The organism is Parvibaculum sedimenti, assembly GCF_009184905.1.
GTDB lineage: Bacteria > Pseudomonadota > Alphaproteobacteria > Parvibaculales > Parvibaculaceae > Parvibaculum > Parvibaculum sedimenti.
The window spans coordinates 177,745-198,009 of record NZ_WESC01000004.1; the positions used below are offsets into that span (position 1 = coordinate 177,745).

Annotated in this window: 16 protein-coding genes; 10 read left to right on the forward strand and 6 right to left on the reverse strand. The window is 61.2% G+C overall.

What is annotated here, in order from left to right:
* Window positions 1-8: 8 nt before the first annotated feature.
* Window positions 9-1,631, reverse strand: coding sequence for a lysine--tRNA ligase (locus F2P47_RS05815; protein ID WP_152215229.1), 1,623 nt, complete (start codon window positions 1,629-1,631; stop codon window positions 9-11).
* Window positions 1,632-1,764: 133 nt separating this feature from the next.
* Here F2P47_RS05815 and F2P47_RS05820 point away from each other — a divergent pair, with 133 nt between their 5' ends.
* From F2P47_RS05820 to F2P47_RS05830, 3 genes are read left to right on the forward strand one after another with little or no spacing between them, the layout of a single operon-like run.
* Window positions 1,765-3,627 carry a sensor histidine kinase gene (locus F2P47_RS05820; protein WP_152215230.1) on the forward strand — a complete coding sequence of 621 codons (1,863 nt, stop codon included), beginning with the start codon at window positions 1,765-1,767 and terminating at the stop codon, window positions 3,625-3,627.
* A gap of 39 nt (window positions 3,628-3,666) precedes the next feature.
* Complete coding sequence (locus F2P47_RS05825; protein ID WP_152215231.1) at window positions 3,667-6,582, forward strand: ATP-dependent DNA helicase; 2,916 nt, start codon at window positions 3,667-3,669, stop codon at window positions 6,580-6,582.
* 60 nt (window positions 6,583-6,642) lie between these two features.
* On the forward strand, window positions 6,643-7,053 hold the full coding sequence (locus F2P47_RS05830) for a tellurite resistance TerB family protein (protein ID WP_152215232.1): 411 nt from the start codon (window positions 6,643-6,645) through the stop codon (window positions 7,051-7,053).
* A gap of 46 nt (window positions 7,054-7,099) precedes the next feature.
* Here the strand turns inward: F2P47_RS05830 and F2P47_RS05835 are convergent, their stop codons facing one another.
* Together F2P47_RS05835 and F2P47_RS05840 are read right to left on the reverse strand one after the other, a co-directional pair.
* On the reverse strand, window positions 7,100-7,372 hold the full coding sequence (locus tag F2P47_RS05835) for a hypothetical protein (RefSeq protein ID WP_152215233.1): 273 nt from the start codon (window positions 7,370-7,372) through the stop codon (window positions 7,100-7,102).
* A 152-nt stretch (window positions 7,373-7,524) separates the two neighbouring features.
* Window positions 7,525-8,229, reverse strand: coding sequence for an XAC2610-related protein (locus F2P47_RS05840; RefSeq protein ID WP_152215234.1), 705 nt, complete (start codon window positions 8,227-8,229; stop codon window positions 7,525-7,527).
* Window positions 8,230-8,429: 200 nt separating this feature from the next.
* Here F2P47_RS05840 and F2P47_RS05845 point away from each other — a divergent pair, with 200 nt between their 5' ends.
* Together F2P47_RS05845 and F2P47_RS05850 are read left to right on the forward strand one after the other, a co-directional pair.
* The gene (locus tag F2P47_RS05845) at window positions 8,430-9,278 is read left to right on the forward strand and encodes a sterol desaturase family protein (protein WP_152215367.1); all 849 of its coding nucleotides are present in this window, start codon (window positions 8,430-8,432) and stop codon (window positions 9,276-9,278) included.
* On the forward strand, window positions 9,278-9,811 hold the full coding sequence (locus tag F2P47_RS05850) for a SixA phosphatase family protein (protein ID WP_152215235.1): 534 nt from the start codon (window positions 9,278-9,280) through the stop codon (window positions 9,809-9,811). The genes F2P47_RS05845 and F2P47_RS05850 overlap by 1 nt, the downstream gene beginning before the upstream one ends.
* A gap of 3 nt (window positions 9,812-9,814) precedes the next feature.
* On the opposite strand, the gene F2P47_RS05855 is transcribed toward F2P47_RS05850, so the two are convergent.
* On the reverse strand, window positions 9,815-10,723 hold the full coding sequence (locus F2P47_RS05855; RefSeq protein WP_152215236.1) for a transporter substrate-binding domain-containing protein: 909 nt from the start codon (window positions 10,721-10,723) through the stop codon (window positions 9,815-9,817).
* Window positions 10,724-10,950: 227 nt separating this feature from the next.
* On the opposite strand from F2P47_RS05855, the gene F2P47_RS05860 reads away from it, so the two are divergent.
* Window positions 10,951-12,918 (forward strand): glycosyltransferase, encoded by a 1,968-nt coding sequence (locus F2P47_RS05860; protein ID WP_152215237.1) that lies wholly within the window; start codon window positions 10,951-10,953, stop codon window positions 12,916-12,918.
* A gap of 73 nt (window positions 12,919-12,991) precedes the next feature.
* Complete coding sequence (locus F2P47_RS05865) at window positions 12,992-13,537, forward strand: response regulator transcription factor (RefSeq protein ID WP_152215238.1); 546 nt, start codon at window positions 12,992-12,994, stop codon at window positions 13,535-13,537.
* On the opposite strand, the gene F2P47_RS05870 is transcribed toward F2P47_RS05865, so the two are convergent.
* Window positions 13,534-15,060: a malonate--CoA ligase gene (locus F2P47_RS05870; RefSeq protein ID WP_152215239.1), complete on the reverse strand. Its 1,527-nt coding sequence runs from the start codon at window positions 15,058-15,060 to the stop codon at window positions 13,534-13,536. The genes F2P47_RS05865 and F2P47_RS05870 overlap by 4 nt on opposite strands.
* Window positions 15,061-15,363: 303 nt before the next feature.
* On the opposite strand from F2P47_RS05870, the gene F2P47_RS17650 reads away from it, so the two are divergent.
* The 3 genes from F2P47_RS17650 (at window position 15,364) to F2P47_RS05885 (ending at window position 17,901) form a co-directional block, all read left to right on the forward strand.
* A complete protein-coding gene (locus tag F2P47_RS17650; RefSeq protein ID WP_204886518.1) occupies window positions 15,364-15,696 on the forward strand; it encodes a helix-turn-helix domain-containing protein in 333 nt (110 codons plus the stop codon).
* Window positions 15,697-16,606: 910 nt separating this feature from the next.
* The gene (locus tag F2P47_RS05880) at window positions 16,607-17,512 is read left to right on the forward strand and encodes a response regulator (RefSeq protein WP_152215241.1); all 906 of its coding nucleotides are present in this window, start codon (window positions 16,607-16,609) and stop codon (window positions 17,510-17,512) included.
* A gap of 26 nt (window positions 17,513-17,538) precedes the next feature.
* Window positions 17,539-17,901 carry a response regulator gene (locus tag F2P47_RS05885; protein ID WP_246176768.1) on the forward strand — a complete coding sequence of 121 codons (363 nt, stop codon included), beginning with the start codon at window positions 17,539-17,541 and terminating at the stop codon, window positions 17,899-17,901.
* A gap of 22 nt (window positions 17,902-17,923) precedes the next feature.
* Here F2P47_RS05885 and F2P47_RS05890 read toward each other — a convergent pair whose 3' ends face one another.
* Window positions 17,924-20,236: an ATP-binding protein gene (locus F2P47_RS05890; RefSeq protein WP_185680970.1), complete on the reverse strand. Its 2,313-nt coding sequence runs from the start codon at window positions 20,234-20,236 to the stop codon at window positions 17,924-17,926.
* Between the last annotated feature and the right edge of the window lie 29 nt (window positions 20,237-20,265).

A 20,265-nucleotide genomic window follows, 5' to 3' on the forward strand; every position in this document is an offset into this window, starting at 1 on the left:
CGGTCCGTTCAGCCCCTGGACAGATCTTCGCCCGCAAGCGCCCGGCGGATGAGACTCACCGTTTCCTTCACGCCGTAAAGAGCGATGAAGGAGCCGAAGCGTGGGCCTTGCGCCTCGCCAAGCAGAATTTCGTAGAGCGCCCTGAACCAGTCGCGCAGGTTTTCGAAGCCATGCGTCTTGCCGATCTCATAGACGATGTTCTGCAACTCTTCGGCGCTCGTCTGCGGCTCGGCTCTTTCCAGCGCTTCGGCAAGATCGGCAAGCGCGATTTTCTCGATTTCCGACGGCGCACGATAGACCTTGGACGGCTTCACGAAGTCATGGAAATAGTTGATCGCGTAGCCGACCATGTGGTCGAGACGGGGGAAGCGCTCCGGCGTCGCGTCCGGCGCATAGCTGCGGATGAAGCCCCAGAGCACATCCTTGTCTTCGGAATGGCTGGCGCTCGCAAGATTGAGAAGCAACGAGAAGCTGATTGGCAATTCTTCCGTTGGCGGATTCCCCGCATGGATATGCCATGCCGGATTGCCGAGGCGTTCCTTCACGGCCTGCTTCGGGTAAGCCGTCAGGAAGGAGAGATACTCATCGACATTCTTCGGGATGACGTCGAAATAGAGCCGCTTGCCGGTACGCGGCGCCTGATACATGAAAAGCTGCAGGCTTTCCGGGCTCGCATAGCGCAGCCAATCCTCGATCGAAAGGCCGTTGCCCTTCGACTTCGAAATCTTCTTGCCCTCCTGATCGAGGAAAAGCTCGTAGTTGAAGCCCTCCGGCGGATTGACGCCGAGTGTGCGGCAGATGCGCGAGGCGAGCTTGACGCTGTCGATGAGGTCCTTGCCCGCCATCTCGTAATCGACCTTGAGCGCAGCCCAGCGCATGGCCCAGTCGGCCTTCCATTGCAGCTTGCAATGACCGCCCGTCACAGGAACCTCGACGATCTCGCCCGTATCGGGCTCCTCATAGGAGACAGTGCCCTTCTCGACATTGCGCGAGACGAGCGGCACCAGCAGCACATGGCCGGTCCGCGGGCTGACAGGAAGGATCGGACTGTAGGTCGAAGCGCGCTCCTCGCGCAGCGACGGCAGCATGATGTCCATGATGGCGTCGAACTTCTCCAGCACCTTCAGCAGCGTCGCGTCGAACCGGCCCGACTTGTAATAATCGGTCGACGAGGCGAACTCATACTGGAAACCGTAGGAATCGAGGAAGGCGCGCAGCCGGGCGTTGTTGTGCTCGCCGAAGCTCGGATGCGTCCCGAAGGGATCCGGCACCTTGGTCAGCGGCATGTTGATGTAATTCGCCAGCATCTCCTGGTTCGGCACATTGGTCGGCACCTTGCGCAACCCGTCCATGTCGTCCGAGAAGCAAAGGAGGCGTGTTTTCACGCCCGGCGCCAGCGTTTCGAAAGCGTGGCGCACCATGGTCGTGCGCGCGACCTCGCCGAAAGTGCCGATATGCGGCAGTCCGCTTGGGCCGTATCCGGTCTCGAAGAGCACCACGCGATCAGCCGCCGCACCCTCTTTTTCCAGCCTTTCCACGATTTTTCGCGCTTCCTCGAAAGGCCAGGCCTTGCTGACGCGGGCGGCTTCGAGGAGTTCGGCATCGTTAATGACTGGTGTATTCGACGGCATTTTCTGACCTGAAACGAGACTGCTTAATGAATTTTAAAGCGCCGGGACCCTAAGCTTTGGGGGCCCTGCCCGTCAACGCGGCGCAAGAAGCAGCACCCCGTGAGTGGTCGACAGAGTAACCGAAGCCAGTGTGATGTCCGAGTTCCAATCCGCCGATAGCGAATCCCAGAGCGGTGGCGCGGAGAGCCTCGCACAGAAGGGGCCGGCACGGCGGCGGGCAGACCTCCCTACACGCATTTTTGCCGAGCAGGTGCGGCTTCTCCTCGATATGGGCGAGACGAGCCGCTACACGATCTTCGGCGCCGTTCTGGTGGTGGGGCTCGCCTTCTATGCCACGGCGCCGATCTGGGCGACCGCGGTCCCGCTGCTGATCCAGTTCGTCGCACAGGTTTCCTTCGACCGTGTGCGCGCTGCCTTCCGCGCCGATCCTGAAGCGATCCTGAATGCCCGACTCTGGGCGCGGCGCTATGCGATCGTCACCCTTGTCAGCGGCTCGACATGGGGTGTCGGCAGTCTCCTCTGGTTGCCCGGCTCGTCCTTCCCGCACCATATCTTCTACGCGCTCCTCCTCGCGCTTCTCTGCATGGCGACAGCAATCTCGCGGGCCACCTATCCCCCGGCGGTCGCGGCCTATGTCGGCGCAACCGTGACGCCGACACTTATGCTCCTTCTCCTCTCGGGAAATCCGCTCGGTCTCGCGACAGTAACGCTGGCCTGCATGTTCCTGCTGGTGCTCGTCGGCTGGACACGGCAGGTCAACCGCTCCTTCAGCGAGGCAATCCGACTGCGCTTCGAGAATGCCGATCTGGTCGAACGGATGGCGCGGGCCCACGCCGCGACCGAGCAGAAGCGCGCCGACGCGGAGGAGGCCGAGCGCCGCGCCATCGCCGCCAATCGCGCCAAGGGCGAATTCCTCGCCATCCTCGGCCATGAGGTGCGCGCGCCCCTCGACGGTATCTCGCGCATGTCGAACCAGCTCGGCGACGAACCCCTAAGCGAGGCGCAGGCCAACCTCGCACAGGCCATGGCGGAATCGAGCCGGATGCTCAGCCGTCTCTTCGACGACATGATCGACTTCTCGCAGATGGAGGCCCGCACACTGGAACTGAAGCCCCTGAGCTTCGATCCGACGACGCTCGCCCGCAGCGTCGTGCGCCTGATGCGGCCGTATGCGAAGGAGCGCGGGCTCTCGCTCGAACTCGATCTCGCGCCCGATACGCCCGCCTGTATGACGGCCGACCCGGACCGGCTGAGGCAGGTTCTCGTCAATCTGCTCTCCAATGCCATCAAATTCACCGAAACGGGCGGCGTGGTCCTCAGGCTTCAGCCCGTGGGGCATCGCGGAGACGTCGCGGGCTTACGCTTTTCCGTGCTGGATACAGGCCTTGGACTTACGTCTGAGGTAAAGGCGCGCATCTTCGACAGCTTTTCCCAAGGTTCCTCCGTCGGGCATGACCGGCCGCTTGGCATCGGACTTGGCCTCGCCATAGCCGACCGCCTTGTCAGGCTCATGGGGGGGCAAATCGGCGTCGACAGCGCTGCGGGCCAGGGCAGCACCTTCTGGTTCCTCCTGCCCATCCGGTCAGGTTCGAGCCTTCCGACCGTGGCCGGTCCGCAGGCCAGCGCTTTTCCGGCATATCCGCGCGAACGGCTCATCGACCACGATTATCTTTATGAGCTCGAGCGGGAGCTTGGTCTCGAGGGAGCCACCGATCGCATGGTGAGCGCGCTGGACCGCATTCTCGACCTCCAGCGCGAGGTGGAAGCGGCGCGGAGCAGCAGGGACGCCGACGCGCTCGCCGCACATGTCCTTGCGATCAGGAGGGAAGCGGGCGAAAGCGGGCTCCCGGCCATCGCCGGTCTTGCGCAGGAAATGGCGCGCGCCCTCGACGCAGGCCGGCCGGAAGGCACGATGCCCGACGGCCAGCGCCTGCAACGGAAGATTGCTGCGACCCGGCAGGCCCTCGCACAGGCCTTTCCCCGGCTCGGAAGCTGAGGCCTGTCTTTTACGCGGGGCTGGCTATACTGCCCCGCCATGGCCCTTACTCCTTCGGACGATTCGGCGGATTTCCGCTCACAGGCGGCTCCCGTCCTGCCCGATGCCGCCGCGCTCGTTCCGGCGCGGATCGGCGCGGGCGCCGGATCGCGCTGGGGTGCGCTTGCCGTCACCGCCGATGGCGAGGTTGAGGAACTCTCCGCTGAAAAGGCGCTGGAGCGGCTCGCCCGCGACACGGTGCTCGTCGTCCACCCCGGTTTCACCGCGCGGCGCATAGCGGTCGGTCTTGCGAACAAGCGCGGCTTCAGCGAGCCGGGTCCGAAGGTGCTCGATCTCCTCGAACTCTTCGCCTTCGTACACCCGGCTGCCCCCTGCCTGCCCACACCCGGCGGGCTCGCCCGTGCGCTCCGCCTTAATACGACCGAGACGCCGGAGGCCCAGGCACTGATGCTTCACGAGGCAGCGGCGCGGCTGCTCTCTACCCTGCAATCGCGCAATTACCCCGACCGCTCGGGCACCGCGCGGGTCGCGTGGCGCATGGCTGAGGCCGGCTGGGCCTGGGCGCCCGGCGTCATGTCGGCGCTTGGCGATGTCGTCACGCGGGAAGGGAAGCCCCGTGTCGGCCGCGGTTTCGATGTCTGGAACGACCTGCCCGAATGGGAAGACCGCGCGCCCCGTGGCGCGCCTGGCCAAATGCCGGTGACGGAAGACGAAGCGCGGGAGCGGCTTGCCGAACTCGTCGGCACGAATGCCGAAAAGCGCTCCGGCCAATCCGATTTCGCAGCCGCGACCGCCCGCGCCTTTGGGCCGCGCGAGGCGGCGGGCGCCCCCAATATCGTCATCGCGGAGGCTGGCACCGGCATCGGCAAGACGCTCGGCTATATCGCACCCGCTAGCCTCTGGGCCCAGCGCAACAAGGGCACGGTCTGGCTTTCCACCTACACCAAGAATTTGCAGCGCCAACTCGATCAGGAATTATCGCGGCTTTATCCCGACCCGGCCGAGAAGAATGAAAAGACAGTCATCCGCAAGGGCCGCGAAAACTATCTCTGTCTTCTGAACTTCGCCGAAACCGCCGACCGCGCGGCCCTGTCCGGCAACGCGGTCGCCATCGGCCTCGTTTCGCGATGGGCGAAGGCAAGCCGCGATGGCGACATGGTGGGTGGCGATTTTCCCGCGTGGCTCGCGCAGAAGCTCGGCGGTGGCGGAGGGCGCTCCGTGCTCACCGACAGGCGCGGCGAATGCGTCTATACAGCTTGCCCACATTTCAAGAAGTGCTTCATCGAAAAGGCAATCCGCAAGGCGCGGCGCGCCGACATCGTGGTGGCGAACCACGCGCTCGTCATGCGGCAGGCAGCGCTCGAACAGGCCGGCGCATTGCTGATGCCGCAAGCGCCGCGCAACGTCGCCACGAATGTAGAGGCCGCAGGCAATGCCGAGGATGAGGAGCCAACGGGCCGCGAGGCCCGCTCGCGTTTCGTCTTCGACGAGGGACATCACATCTTCGACGCGGCCGACAGCGCCTTTTCCGCGCATCTCTCCGCTTCGGAAACAGCAGAACTGCGACGCTGGATTCGGGGCGCGGAAGGACAGCGCGGACGCCGCGGACGCGGTCTCGAAGACCGCATCGGCGATCTGACCACGGGCGACGAGACCGCCGAGGAAGCGCTATCCGCCGCGATCAATGCGGCATCCGCGCTTCCGGCGCCCGGATGGGCGAGCCGCCTCAATGACGGTGCGCCACGCGGCGCGGCGGAAGAATTCCTCGCGCTGTTGCGCAATCATGTCCATGCGCGGGCGGAAGACAGCGACGGCCCCTTCTCGCTCGAAGCGGAAATCGAACCGCTGTCAAAGCCCATCGAAGAGACCGCCCGCGCGCTCGACGTCGCACTGGAACGTCTTGCCGCGCCGCTCTTCCGTATCGCGGAACGGCTGCGCATACGGCTCGACGCGGAGGCGGAAGATCTCGACACATCGATGCGCATTCGCATGGATGCAGCCGCGCGCGGCCTCGAACGGCGCGCGAAGCTTCTCATCCCCTCATGGCGCTCGATGCTCGGCGGCCTCGGCCGTCCGACGCCGGAGGATTTCGTCGACTGGTTCTCGATTGATCGCATCGGCGGGCGCGAGGCCGATGTCGGTATGCACCGCCATTGGCGCGATCCGACGATCCCCTTTGCCGAAGCCGTGCTCGAACCGGCGCATGGCATCGTCATCGCGTCGGCCACGCTGCGCGACCGGTTGATCGACGACGCGGATGCGGACGAAGGCTGGGCGTCGGCGGAAGTCCGCACCGGTGTCACGCATCTGGCCGTGCCCGCGCGGCGCGCCTTCATGGCCTCGCCGTTCAACTATGCGGCGCAAGCGCGCATCTTCGTCGTGCGCGATGTGAGCCGGACCGACTTGAACCAGATTGCATCCGCCTATCGCGAACTCTTCCTCGCGGCGGGCGGCGGCGCATTGGGGCTCTTCACTGCCATTCATCGGCTTCGGGCCGTGCATGAGCGGCTCATGGCGCCACTCGAGGAAGCGGGACTCTCACTTTATTCGCAGCATGTGGACGCGCTCGACACCAGCACACTGGTCGACATCTTCCGTGCCGAGCGCCACGCCTGCTTGCTCGGCACCGACGCTGTGCGCGACGGCGTGGACGTGCCGGGCGATTCGCTGCGCATGATCGTCTTCGACCGCGTACCCTGGCCGCGTCCGGACATTCTGCACAAGGCCCGCCGTGAACGTTTCGGCGGCCCGCGCTATGACGACATGCTGACACGGCTTAGGCTGAAACAGGCATTCGGGCGTCTGATCCGCTCCGCACGGGACAAGGGCGTTTTCATCATGCTGGATTCCCGTCTACCCACGCGGCTTACCTCTGCCTTTCCGCCGGATGTGACCGTGGAGCGCGTCGGCCTTGCCGAGGCGGTCGCGGGAACGCGGGAATTTCTGAAGGGATAAGCTTGCCGCAGAGCGCCCCAGTCCCTAATCTCCTCGCGCTTTCAAACAAGGACGGCAAGAATGTCGACGATCGCCCCGGAAACAGCCCTTATCTATGTCATGGTCACCATGAGCGCCGTGGACAGCGCCATGAGCGACAATGAATTGCGCACGATCGGCGGCATCGTGAAACATCTCCCCATCTTCCGGCATTTCGATACGGAACGCCTTATCCCCGTTGCGCGGGAATGTGCCTCGATCCTCCAGGAGGATGGAGGGCTCGATGCGGTGTTCGGCCTCGTCAAGGACGCGCTGCCGCCGCACCTGCGCGAAACGGCCTATGCGGTTGCCGTGGAAATTGCTTCTGCAGATCTCTCGGTGGGTCAGGAAGAATTGCGCCTGCTTCAGCTTCTGCGCGACACGCTCGGCATCGAGAAGCTGATCGCGGCGGCCATCGAACGCGGCGCCCGCGCCCGTCACGCGACCGCGTGAAATCGAAGGCGTCGTCGGCGCCTTCGGACTTCACACTGTATCGCACTCAGCCGGAAATCTTGCCGGCCTTGTATTCATTCAAGTCGAGATAGCCGTCGTGGTTCTGGTCGAGCTGCGTTGCAAGGTCCCGCTCGTCGGCAGGGAACCAGCTCACGGCAATCTTGCCGCCATGATAGGTGCCGAACTGCCTTTCCGCATTGTCCTGAAACGATGCCACGACGGACGGACTTGCAGCCACCGTCCCGGCGGCGAAAGCCGATGAAGCCCCCACTGCCGTAAGGGCCAAAGAACCGAGAAGTGCAATTGCCCGAGTGTTCATTTCCAACCTCCATTTGTTATATGCCGCGCATCAACGCGCGTCGCATGTGGAGGTATATCGAAACAGTCGCGCGATAGTTCCAGACCTTGTCTGGAAACAATCTGTTGCCTACATTCGGGGAAAGTTTTCGGCGGAAAAAGGGTCAGCGACGCTTACTCTTTATCGCAAGATCCCGTGCCCGTTTTCTTCTGTTCTTCGTCGATCCGGTCGTAGAAGCTGCGCTGGCACGCGCCGCCGTCGGATAGCCGATCGACCTCGCGGTGAACGAGCAGCGGCATTGATCCGTCAAAGGAATAAATATCCGTAGTCCGCTCGTTCGCACCACGTTGCCAGCGGCTCACGATCTCCTGATCTTCGGCATTGAATTCCGGCGAAGCGATCGCGTCGAGTTCGGGGCTTGCGACGAAGTTGCCGCCCTCTTTCGACCAGACCCAGTTCCGATAGAGGCCCTTGCCTTCGGACGATGATCGCTGGACACGCAGATCGAAGAAGCCATCGAAATTGAGGTCGATCATCCCGACGCCACCATTCTCCGCGTCCTTCGGGACATGCAATGCGATACCCTTCAGAACCTGGAAGGGTTCGGCCTCGCCGCTACGGCGAAGTTCGATACTGTCCAGTACGCGCTCGCCATTCGTCGCATTACCGCGGAAAACGAGAGACAGGCCGATCTCGGGCAGGCCTGGATTGATTTGCGCCTGGCAGGAAATGGGGGCGGCATCGGTGTTGCCCGCCGGCGCGGCACAGGTCAGCGAGCCTTCGAAGGTTTCGTCGCCCACCGGCTCCGCCAGCGCAGGCACAAGCCCGAGCATGGGCAGCGCCATGAGGCAGCCCAGATAATGCTTCGCCATCATCATGTTTCCCCGCCGCTGCTTTCCCATTTGCATGGGCCTTTATGACAATTGTAGCCGAGACGAACCGCGAGGCGTAGGCCTTTGCGGAGCTCGCGCTCCCGGCTTTGCGAGGGCATTTTCCCGGATGGAAAGCCGCTCTATAGTCGCCGCTCACCTGCCTCCCACAAGCCAGTTCCAGGCCTGCGTCGGGTGCCGAGGCCATGATGCAAAGCTTTCTCCTGACCCATGAGCTCGCCGTCCGGCTCGCCTTCTTTGGCGGGCTGCTGGCGCTCCTCGCCACATGGGAGCTTGCCACGCCCTGGCGCCCTTCCGTTCTGCCGCGCCTTGCGCGGTGGCGGACCAATCTGGGGCTGAGTGTCGCAGGCGCAGTTCTCGTCAGATTTGCCCTGCCTGCCGCCGCCATGGGCGTCGCCCTATGGTGTGAGGTGAAGGAGATCGGGCTCTTCAACCAATTCGATGCGCCGGTCGCCCTCTCCCTGCCCCTCTCGCTTCTCGCCCTTGATCTGCTGATCTATGCCCAGCATGCGGCCTTCCATTACGTGCCGCTCTTCTGGCGTATGCACAGGGTTCATCATGCGGATCCGGAAATCGACGTCACCACGGCGGTGCGCTTCCACCCGCTTGAGATACTCGCAAGCATGGGCATCAAGATGGCCGCGGTCGCCGCACTCGGCGTTCCGCCCGTGGCAGTGCTCATCTTCGAAGTGGCGCTCAATGCCATGGCCATGTTCAATCATTCGAACGTCAAGCTTCCCCCCCGCATCGAACGCAGCTTACGCAGCGTCATCGTGACGCCGGACATGCATCGCATCCATCATTCGGTCCGCAGGGATGAGCATGACATGAATTTCGGCTTCAACCTGTCACTCTGGGATCGGGCCTTTGGCACCTATCGCGAGAGCCCGCAGGGCGGCGCGGAAAATTTGCGGATCGGGCTCGACGCCTATAAAGGCGCGGAGCCCACGAGACTTTTCTGGAGTCTCGCCCTACCCTTCCTCGACGGAGCCCGCCCGGACACGGCGTCAGACGGACAGCGCCAGGAGAATGCTTGATGAAACGACTTTGCCTGATGCGGCACGCGAAATCGGACTGGAGCGATCCCGCGAAGGACGACTTCGAACGCGCGCTGAATGCGCGGGGTATCAAATCCGCGACATTCATGGCGGATTACATTGCCGCCTCCGACTACAAGCCCGACGCAGTGCTCTGCTCGACGGCGAAGCGCGCGAGGGAAACCTTTGTGCCGCTGCGCAAGCGTCTTCCCGCCGATTTACCGGTGATTTTTCGCGACGAGCTCTACCACGCCATGCCCGACGTGATGCTCAACGAAATTCATCACGCGCCGGCCGACGCGCAGACATTGCTTGTCGTCGCGCATAATCCGGGCCTCGTCCTCCTTGCCATGGCCCTTGCCGAAGACCCGGAGGAAGAGGTTGCGCTCAAGGTCGCGAATGGCGTGCCCACTGGCGGCTTCATCGTCTTCGAATTCGATGTCGATGACTGGAAGGAGGTGAAGGAAGGCAAGGGCCGCACTGTCTTCTTCGGCAGGCCGCGCGACCTGATGGCGCCTGCGGAAAAGAATTGAACCCTATCGTATGTTCTGGCCGAAATAGCGGCGGCTGATGGCGGCGTAAGTACCGTCGTCAAGCAGGGCGCGTAACGCGATGTCGAACTCGTCGCGCAAGCCCTTGTCGGATGCTCGCAGCGCAATACCCACGCCCGCTCCGAAAAACTCCGGATTGGAATAATCGACACCCACCATCTGACAGCAGGATGCCTCATGGCCGTCCTTCAACCATCGCAGCAGAGCATTGCGATCGGCGAAGAGCATATCCACACGCGCCTCTGTCAGCGCTTTTTCAGCCTCATCGAGCGATGCGGCGCCGATAATGACGACGCCCGGAAAATGCTGTTTGAGAAAAGCTTCATGGATCGATCCCGACTGGACGGCAATCCGTTTGCCAGCGAGGCTCGCCGCGCTTGCGGCCACGGACACGCCACTCTTTCGCGCCGCAAAATGCCCGGGCGTCGAATAATAACGCTGCGTGAAAATAATCCCTTCGCCCCTGGACAGCGCTTCACGCGCCGGTGAAGGGATAAGCATCGACGCCACCACGGCGTCGCCCTGGCCGCGCTGAAGAAGCGAAACAAGGCTCGCCCAGCCATGGGTCTCGAAGCGGCAATCGCGCTTCATGCGCTCGCAAAGGGCTCGGGCAAGTTCGATATCGAAGCCCGTCAGGCGTCCATCCGGCCCTCGATAGTTGAAGGGCGGATAATCGCCCTCGGTGAGGATGCGTAGGGAGCCGCGCGCGTCCGGCGCGGGCGAGGCCGGCACCTCCGCTTGCACCTGCGGAGTGGCAAGCGCTGAAGTCTCGGCCGGGGGCATGACGACCAGATCATGTGTCGTCCAGGGCAAGGGGGCGCCCTCGTACATCCGGCCAAGCGCACCAGCCAGGGTAACAATCGCAATCAGATTGATGAAGAACACCGCGCGCATGGAACCCCGTCGACCCACGAATACGTGCTGGAGCGGGACGGGCTGCCGCCCGCGCGGTGCCAATCAGGGACGCTCCAGCATGCCCAACCGAACGGGAGCAAGGGCCGTGCCCACCCTTCTAGATGCTTCGATCTATTTCTATGATGAAATTATAAATTTACCATTTTGTCTCCAGTTCAGATTGTCTTGAGCATCCACCCGCGTGGGGTTCGAGCGGGTGGGGGCCCATGGACAACCGCGACGATTACACTTCGGGATTGGCGGAGGGTGCAGCCCGCTTGGCGGGCGTTGCAGAAGAGACGAGTCTCGGCCGGGCCGACCACAGGCCACTCATCGGGGAACTGGCGATTGAAGCTGGCCTGATCGGACGGGAAAGCATTCAGAGCCTGCTCGGGCTGCAGAGACGCTGGGGCTCCCGGCTCGGCGAAATCATGGTGAGCCTCGGCAAGGCGAAAAGCGCCGATGTCGCACGGCTCCTCGCGACGCAGAAGGGCCTGCGCTTCATCGACCTTGCGGCAGAGCCCGCCGATCCGACGCTCGCCAATACCGAGGCGCTCGATTTCTACATTGCGGGCCGCTGCATGCCCTGGCGCTGGATTCGCCGCGAGCCGGTCTACGTCGCCGTCGACCCGGAGCGCGCCCGGCCCGCGATCGAAGCTTTCGAGGGGCGGCCATGCCTCATTCACATCGCGACGGACCGCGACATCGACCATGCGCTGCGCGAACTCTTCCGCGAAAAGCTGAACGACCGGGCGCGTTTCGAACTCATGACCAACGCGCCCGAAAGTTCGGCGAGCCGGCGCGTGAGCCTCGGGCAGCTGAAGCTCGTCTGCGCCTGCGCCTTTTTTTTCGCCCTCGCTTGCGCGATAGCGCCCACAGTCACACTCCTCCTGCTCAATATGATCCTCGGTTTCTGCTTCCTCGCCGTCGCTGGATTGCGTTTCATCTCGATCTTCATCGGCATAATCGCCGGGCCGACGCCGGAGGAACTCGCTTACGAAAAAGGCGGCGAGATCGCGGAAGCCGATCTGCCGGACTACACCGTCATCGTGCCTCTCTTCCGTGAAGGCACCGTCCTGCCGATCCTCGTCGATGCCCTGAGAAAAATCGACTACCCGGCATCGCGCCTCGACATCAAACTGGTTTTCGAAGAGAGCGATGCCGCAACCTATGAGACCGCAATGCGGCTTCAACTCCCCGGCAATTTCGATCTCATCCGCGTTCCCCACAGCCTTCCGCTTACCAAGCCGAAAGCCTGCAACTATGCGCTGCCTTTCGCGCGCGGAGAGTTCGTGGTCGTCTATGACGCCGAAGACATTCCCGCGCCCGACCAGCTCAAGCGTGCGGTAGCGGCCTTCCGGCTTGGCGATCCGAAGCTCGCCTGCGTACAGGCGCAACTCAACTACTACAACTGGTCCGAGAACTGGCTGACGCGCCAGTTCGCCATCGAATATTCCTCCTTCTTCGATCTCCTCCTGCCGACGCTCGCCAAGCTCGGCATGCCCGTGCCGCTCGGCGGAACATCCACACATTTCAGGACGACCCTGCTGAAGGAAGCTGGTGCCTGGGACCCCTATAACGTCACCGAGGACGCGGATCTCGGCATGCGCTTCGCGCTGCTCGGCCTCAGAACGGGCATCATCCGCTCGACGACAGAGGAGGAGGCCAATTGCGAGCTGAACAACTGGCTCCGGCAGCGCTCGCGCTGGATCAAAGGGTGGATACAGACCTATTTCGTGCGCATGCGCAGACCTCTCGCGCTCTATCGCGCGCTTGGCCTCCGGGGCTTCATCGGGTTCCAGCTCGTCATTGGCGGCTTCTCGCTCTCGAGCCTCGTCCACCCGCTCTTCTATGTCGCCGCACTCCTTTCCGCCGCATCCGGGCATCAGGTTCACGATCTTCTGGAGAATCTTCCGGTCACGGCTTTCAACGTGGCTGTGCTCGTCTCAGGCTTCGGCACCACGATGCTCGCAGGCATGGCAGCGACGGCGACACGCGGATTGAAACCCCTCGTGCTCGAAACGCTGATGATGCCCGCCTATTGGCTGCTGATCTCCGCCGGCGCCTATAAGGCACTCTTCCAGTTCATTCTGAGGCCGTTTCACTGGGAAAAGACGGTTCACGGTCTGAGCAGGCTCACCGAGGCCCAGTTGATAAAGGCCCGTTACACAGCAGATGACGAGCCCAAATCGTGAGCTCGTTCCTAACGGATCGCTAAGGCTTTGCGGGGCATTGTAGGGGAGGAATTCGAAGATCGGTTCAAGGCCCATGACCACGCGCAAAACACCTCATCTGCCCTTGGGCAAGCCAGACACCGCCGCCTATGCCGACCTCGCGGTCCTCGTCCTTGAGGATTCGCCGCATCTGGTCGGTGTTGTCTGCGGCATTCTGAAATCCTTCGGGGTCGGCAGGATCCACGCCGCGCGAGACTCGGAGGACGCCCTCTTCATTCTCGCGAACCAAAGGGTCAATGTCGCCGTCATCGACGAGTTGAAACCGCCGCGCGACGGACTCTCACTGGTGCGGACAATTCGCACCGCCGCGGCCCAACTCCCCAATGAATTGCCGATCATCTACCTGACCGAAGTGCCGCATCAAGGCGCCATCATCGCGGCGCGCGATGCGGGCGTCACGGAAGTCTTGTCGAAGCCTTTCTCGGCATCGCAGCTGATGACTCGCATTTCCTCGGCTATCCGCAATCCGCGTCCGCTGGTGCGGAGCGAAGATTTCGTCGGACCCGACCGGCGGCGACGCACCAAGGAACCCACGCAGCGGAAGCGACAGGCCGATATCGCCCCCGCGGGCGGCTCCTAGCGGCAAGCGTCGCGATAGGTCTCGCGCAGCAGATTCTTCTGAACCTTGCCCATGGTGTTGCGCGGCAGGGTCTCGACGAAGTAGGCGCGCTTGGGAACCTTGTAATTCGCGATCGCATCCTTGAGCCGCGCGATGAGCGTCGCCTCATCGAGCATTCTGCCCTTGCGCAGAACGATCACGGCAACACCCGCCTCGCCAAAATCGCGATGCGCGACACCGACGACGGCAGATTCATCGACCTCCGGCATTTCGTCGATCAGCGTTTCGATCTCTTTGGGATAGACGTTGTAGCCGCCGGAGATGATGAGATCCTTCGCTCGACCGACGAGATGCACATATCCATCTTCATCGATCTTCGCGACGTCGCCTGTCTTGAACCAGCCGCCCTCGGCAAACTCCTCGGCCGTCTTTTCCGGCATGCGCCAGTAACCACCAAACACATTGGGGCCGCGCACCTGGAGTCCGCCGACCTCGCCCCGCGGCAGCTCTCGCCCCTCATCGCTCACGACGCGCACATCGACGCCCGGCAGCGGAAAGCCGACCGTGCCGGCGCGTCGCTCGCCATCATAGGGATTTGATGTGTTCATGCCGGTTTCGGTCATGCCATAGCGTTCGAGAATGGCCATCCCGGTCCGCGTCTTGAACTCATCGAAAGTCTCCGCAAGGAGAGGTGCAGAACCGCTGGTGAAAAGCCGCATATGCGCAACGACTTGCGCGTTGAAATCCGCACCGTCCAGAAGCCGCACATAAAAGGTCGGGACGCCCATGAAGACGCTCGCGCGCGGCAAATGCCGTAGCACTTCCGCACGATCGAACTTGCCGAGCCAGATCATGCGGGCGCCCGACAGAAGCGCGCAGTGGCACGCGACAAAGAGGCCATGCGCATGGAAGATCGGCAGCGCGTGGAGCAGAACATCGTCTCTCGTAAAGCGCCACGCTTCGCGCAGCGCAAGACCATTTGACGCCAGATTGCCGTGGCTCAACATCGCGCCCTTGGGCTTTCCGGTCGTGCCGGAGGTGTAGAGGATCGCCGCGAGGTCGGCGGACTCGCAAGCTGCCGCCGGCACGACATCTCGCGGCTTTGCGATATCCTCGGCAAAGCTCCCCTGCCCCTCAGCGTCGAGCGTCAATACATGCACCGTCCCGTAGCGCTCCGCAATCGCGCGCGTCTCCTCCTCCCGCGCGGGATCGCAAACGATCAGCGACGGCTCTGCATTGCCGACGAGATAGTCGACCTCATCCAACCGATAAGCCGTGTTCATAGGCAAGAACACATAGCCACCGCGCAGACAGGCGAGATAAAGGAGCAATGCCTCGGGCGACTTTTCCGCCTGCACAGCGACGCGGTCACCCTTCTTCAGACCAAGCCCCGCGAGAAGGCTCGCCGTACGCGCAACATCGACGCCGAGCTCCGCAAAGGTCCAGCTCGACCGCCCGACGCTCCGGTCGGGAACTTCGATTGCCAGCCTTCCGCTATCGGTGGGAAAGGAGGCTTCAATCAACGCATAAAGGGATTGGGACATGGGCTCGCCTCCGGAATTGCTGCCGCTCTTATAGCGCATCGAAGCGAAGCCGATACAAGCGTACATGCGAGTTCTACGTGTAGCGGCGGCGCCCGCTCCACCGCGAAGCTGGAGATGCCTGCATTTTATGTCTTTCTAAATCCCGTTGCGATGTGACGTGCCGATATGTGCAGTGTGAAAACTGCTTCAGTCGGAATGGAACAGCTCTCCGTTTTTGTTTTGGCCTTTGCCTGCAAACATGCCGTTAAGCATAAGGTCCACGTAAGGGACCGCTTGCACCTCTCGCAAAGACATTACAACGCCATGAACGCTGCAAGACATCTCCGCCCCCTCGACGAGATCAAAGCCGAATATGTCGCCTCCGCCCTAGCCAAGAATGGCGGCAACGTCAGTCTGGCCGCGAAGGCCCTTGGCATAGGAAGATCGACGTTCTATCGACGTTTTGCCGATGTCGCCTCGCCGCCGACCATCGACGCGAAACTGCCGGTGCGAACGCTCGACGAGATCGATGCCGAATATGCGGCGCTCGCGCTTGAGCAAAGCAATGAAAACGTGAGCCTCGCCGCGCGCATGATGGGCATTGGCCGCACGACGTTTTACCGCCGATACAAGCATCTGATCGGCCGCGAGAGGTAGGTCCTGCGGAAACGCCCCAGGCCGTGAATGCCCGTTAGCGCACACTTACACCCGGCAATTCCCAAATTTTCATCAAAAATACCGGCATCGCGGGCCCGCGATGCCGGTATTTTGCTGAGATGTGTGAGTGATTGAACTTGTTTCTGCGCCGCGCCGCCCGCGCGCGTCAGAGACGAACGTGACAGCCGACAAGGGCGGGGGCCGAATGGCCGGCTGTCACGTTCAACCTGGCGCCTGTTTGGGCAAACGGTACGCCAGGCTATTTGAAAGCTCTCTGCAACTTACAATCAGGTCATGAGCGAGGGCCCCGAAGGAATGCCAGCTGCGCAAAATGAAAATGTGATGAGCCTGCTTATATGTCTACGCCATCACATTGCCCGCATCCTTGATACATAAGCGTCCCGCTCGGCGCGAATGCCTCAAAAACGCACTCCTGCAATCACTTTGTCTCACATTTGCTCAAATCGAATTTAGGTTGACGTATGTGTGCAGCCAATGACGGATGCATCATCTTTGATCGAAGAACAAAGAACATATTCCGAAATGACTTTCACGGGGCCTAGCGGATCCGGAACACAAAAATGAACTATCCATTTCGCGTTCCTTCCAATTCGTAGCAGAAGACTATCGAGACGAATTCTCAAATCGCACAGAACAACGAACAAGATATTGCACCTTTCGGCACTATTTCGCATACGGTAAACTCTTCAGTTTACAAATCATCATGTATAAGTTCCGCAAAATCCTTTCGAATTGCGAAAACGCTCTTCATATCTAGCGGAAATTATGGTGCACTTGAATTCGATTTGGGCTGCTTGGTGTCGCGCAAAATGAATTAGCTCTGTGCACACGATCTTCACCAGACGGCGCGTCGAAAAGCGATGCATATAATTTCGGAAGCAAGTGAGCGATGTCCAACATGGAACTAGGACTTCACAACGGCTCGAAACACGCAGTCGCGGATGATGTCGATCATCATGTCGTCCTGATCGTCGATGACGACAACGCCATTGCCAAAGAGATGGCGGATGCCCTGCTCTCACAGGGCTTCCGGGTTCGCTATATGACGAGCGCCCGCGACGCTGCGGATTATATCGAAAGCGGCATGCCTGTTGCGGTCGTGCTCGTCGACATCAACATGCCAGGCACAAACGGCATGATGTTCATTCAGGAGCTACGCCGCAAAATTCGACAGCCCATGCCCAAGATCATTGTGGTTTCGGGTCTGTCTCGTCCGGAAACAATCATCACGGCGCTTCGACTCTCGGTTGCCGACTATCTTGTGAAGCCTGTCAAACCGAGCGAGCTCTTCGCATCCGTTGAGCGCGCCTTCGAAGCTTTTCTTTCCCATCAACTGCGGGGTATGGATGGGGACGCGATGGAGCTTCGCGGGGCGCCAGCGCTGCTCGATGAGGTCGCGCTGCCTGAGCCGATAGAGAATTTCGGACAGTCGGTTCAGTTTCTCGTCGCCATCAACGTCATCCGCACCCGTCTGGCCCTGGCCTATGGCATCGACGATCTTCAGATGCAGATGTTGATCGACCTCGCGTGGTGCCACGAACGCAACAAGCGCGTGTCCGTCACCGGCCTCATCTCCGGCCTCGGCATCGCGCTTGCTACGGGCTATCGCAGGTTGAAGGCTATCGAAAAGCTCGATCTGATCGAGCGACTGGGGGAGGCGAACGACAAGCGGCTCAGTTATCTGACGCTTACGCCAAAGGGCCGCCAGATCGTCGATGAAATGCACAAGAGTTGCCTGACCAAGTTTCCGGAGCTTTACCAGGGCGGGATTCGGAGCCTTTCAAAAACCGCCTAGGCGCTATGGTGTCCTCGTTGAAAGTGATGGTGGTTGAGGATGACGAGACAGTTCTCGAGGAACTGCGCGACACCATAGAATCCGCAGGTCATACAGTGTTGGCCCTCACCACGGCGGAGAGCGCGCTCAGTTCCTTCCTCGACTGGTCGCCGGACTTCGTGGTGACGGACATCAACCTACCCGGACTTGGCGGCGGAGATTTTGCCCGCTTCGCGGCGAAGGCCAATGGGCGCGTCTCCTTCATCCTCATCTCTGGCAGCAGCTCATCGATCGAGGTCGAAGGCGCGCGACCTGACGCCGTTCATCTGACGGCGCTGGTGAAACCCTTCAAGCCGCGAGATCTCGTCTCCCTCTTCGGAGAGGTAGACGGCGAGGCCGAACCGACATAGAACTTTTCGTCCCTTCGGGGGGCTATGCCGTTGCGCGCTGGACGCGCGGCATAATCAGTGTGAAGCGGGCCCCCCCGCCTGTGTTCACGGCGTTGATGGCGCCGCCAAGTTCGGTCGCGATTCCGAAGGAAATGGATAGCCCCAGCCCTGTGCCGGAGCCCGGTGCCTTGGTGGTGAAGAAGGGTTCAAACAGCCGCCTCATATTGTCATCGGAGATGCCGGTTCCATTGTCCTCAACCGAAATCAGCACCTCTGAAGGGGTACGGCCCACCTGCAGCGAGATTTGCCCCGGCGTCTCATCGCCGGCTTTCTTGCGATCGCCAATGGCGTCTCGGGCATTGGAAATGAGGTTCATGATGATCTGTTCGACCATGACCTGCTGAGCGGACACGAACGCATCCTCATCTGGATGTTTGACGTCAAAGTAAATCGCCGCGTCGAGACACATCGGTCGCGCGAGCGCCGCAATCGCGTCGATCACCGCATTGACAGAGAGAAGCTCCCGCGCGATCGGCGTCGCACGGCCGAAAATGCCAACATGAGAAATGATTTCGCTCGCGCGATCGATCTGGTGCTCAATTCGCTCGATGCGCTGCAGAATTTTCGGCGTGATTTCCGTCTCCGGCAATTTCTTCACGTCATACTTCAGATTGGCGGCCGCGAAGGTGATAGCCTGCAATGGCTGATTGATTTCATGCGCGAGCCCCGCTGCCATTTCGCCAAGCGTGGAGAGCTTCGCCGCCTGTACCAGTTTTTCCCTCATGACCTTGAGTTCGGTAATATCCATCGAGAATCCGATGACATCCCTGAATCCATTCTCGGCTGGCGCACCGACGATGGCACAATCGACGACCCAGACATATTCACCGTTCTTCTTCTTCACACGGTATTCACTGATGGACCGTCCATCCTTCTCGATGGTTTTCAGGAGGTTCGCGATAACTGCCTCCTTATCGTCGGGATGAATCCTGTCGAGCCAGGACCCCACATTAGGCACCTCATCCGGTGTCCAGCCGTACACCTTCTGCCTGGAAGGACTTGTCTGAAAATGGGCGACCCTGTAGCCGGCATCTATGTTGACCTCATAGGCATAGATCACCAGAGGCGGCTCGGCCGCTATCTGTTCGATACGCCAGCGTTCACGATCGAGCTCTCTTTTCTCGCGCAGGAACTTGCGATGAACTGAAAGGAGGCGCGCCGCCATGTCGCGGGTCTCGCCAAATCTCGTAATCGACTTCGGGAACACGACGGCGCCGCTTTCGGTGCTTTTCTCGATGGCGTTGATCAAATCGCCTGAAATCTCCCGGCCCGTTCTCGACACGGAGACCGCTACGAGCGCAGCGAGGTTGAGGATGGCGATAGCCTGAAAAAGAAGGAAAACCTGTTGGCGCCGAAGAGAGGTCACGCCCTTTTCCAGGGACACAGCACTGACAAGGCGCCAATTCGTGCCTTTAAGCGGCGCCGACGCGAGCGCGAGGACGGATTCGCTCTCCATGACCATCGCGGGCACACCGAATATCAGCTTTCCAACCCGAACCGGCGAAAGCAATTGGTTCGCGGACGCAAGTTCAGCAACCCTCTGCTCCCAATGTCCCTCGATTGCGTTCCGCTTCAGAGCGACAACTTTCCCGTCCGCATCGAGCACCATGAGCGCCGAGTTCGACTGAACGAAGGTGGCGGCATCGAGTATCCGCTGGATATCAGATGTACTCACAATCGTGAATGTCACGCCGTGCCGACCACCAATCTCGAACGGTACCACCCATTGAAATTTCCGCGCGCCGCCTTCTGTCCCAGGCAAGGGTCGCATCGCAGGGAACTTGTACTGAAAGGTGTCCGCAATCCTTTCATCATGAATCTCGGCGCGCGTGCTACTGGCGATATCCACGATGTGGTCCGGCTTCACCTGCACGTAGAATCGCTCGAAACCGGTATTGAGCGTACGCGCCATTTCCCTGATCTGAGCGCCGTCCGCGCCGTCGAGGTATGCCTGAGTAAGCGCGCGAATATTCTGGAAATATCGATCGACCAGATCGTTGTAGCGCACCTCCGCCTCTCTCAGCACTCGCATAGTCGTCTGCTGTGACTCATCACTCAGCCGCTCATAGGCTCCTCGCGATGTCGTCCACAGGGCCACCACCGTCGGCAACAAGACAAGGCTGAAAAACAGGACCACCACGGACTCGCGCAACGATATTGACGAGACCCCATGCTCGGTCGGGTGGATCCAGCGCCGCGTGAACAGGACGAAGAAGAGCACATCCGCAATGACGATATTGGCCACGCCATTCGCGCCCTGCTTCAGGACGACAAGCAGCATGGACAGAAGATCCATGCCCATTATCAGGCCATAGAACAGAAAGA

Coding starts and splice junctions, on each gene's coding strand:
- F2P47_RS05815 (WP_152215229.1), bottom strand. CDS start 1,631: ATGCCGTCGAATACACCAGTCATTAACGATGCCGAACTCCTCGAAGCC.
- F2P47_RS05820 (WP_152215230.1), top strand. CDS start 1,765: ATGTCCGAGTTCCAATCCGCCGATAGCGAATCCCAGAGCGGTGGCGCG.
- F2P47_RS05825 (WP_152215231.1), top strand. CDS start 3,667: ATGGCCCTTACTCCTTCGGACGATTCGGCGGATTTCCGCTCACAGGCG.
- F2P47_RS05830 (WP_152215232.1), top strand. CDS start 6,643: ATGTCGACGATCGCCCCGGAAACAGCCCTTATCTATGTCATGGTCACC.
- F2P47_RS05835 (WP_152215233.1), bottom strand. CDS start 7,372: ATGAACACTCGGGCAATTGCACTTCTCGGTTCTTTGGCCCTTACGGCA.
- F2P47_RS05840 (WP_152215234.1), bottom strand. CDS start 8,229: ATGATGATGGCGAAGCATTATCTGGGCTGCCTCATGGCGCTGCCCATG.
- F2P47_RS05845 (WP_152215367.1), top strand. CDS start 8,430: ATGCAAAGCTTTCTCCTGACCCATGAGCTCGCCGTCCGGCTCGCCTTC.
- F2P47_RS05850 (WP_152215235.1), top strand. CDS start 9,278: ATGAAACGACTTTGCCTGATGCGGCACGCGAAATCGGACTGGAGCGAT.
- F2P47_RS05855 (WP_152215236.1), bottom strand. CDS start 10,723: ATGCGCGCGGTGTTCTTCATCAATCTGATTGCGATTGTTACCCTGGCT.
- F2P47_RS05860 (WP_152215237.1), top strand. CDS start 10,951: ATGGACAACCGCGACGATTACACTTCGGGATTGGCGGAGGGTGCAGCC.
- F2P47_RS05865 (WP_152215238.1), top strand. CDS start 12,992: ATGACCACGCGCAAAACACCTCATCTGCCCTTGGGCAAGCCAGACACC.
- F2P47_RS05870 (WP_152215239.1), bottom strand. CDS start 15,060: ATGTCCCAATCCCTTTATGCGTTGATTGAAGCCTCCTTTCCCACCGAT.
- F2P47_RS17650 (WP_204886518.1), top strand. CDS start 15,364: ATGAACGCTGCAAGACATCTCCGCCCCCTCGACGAGATCAAAGCCGAA.
- F2P47_RS05880 (WP_152215241.1), top strand. CDS start 16,607: ATGTCCAACATGGAACTAGGACTTCACAACGGCTCGAAACACGCAGTC.
- F2P47_RS05885 (WP_246176768.1), top strand. CDS start 17,539: ATGGTGGTTGAGGATGACGAGACAGTTCTCGAGGAACTGCGCGACACC.
- F2P47_RS05890 (WP_185680970.1), bottom strand. CDS start 20,236: ATGGATCTTCTGTCCATGCTGCTTGTCGTCCTGAAGCAGGGCGCGAAT.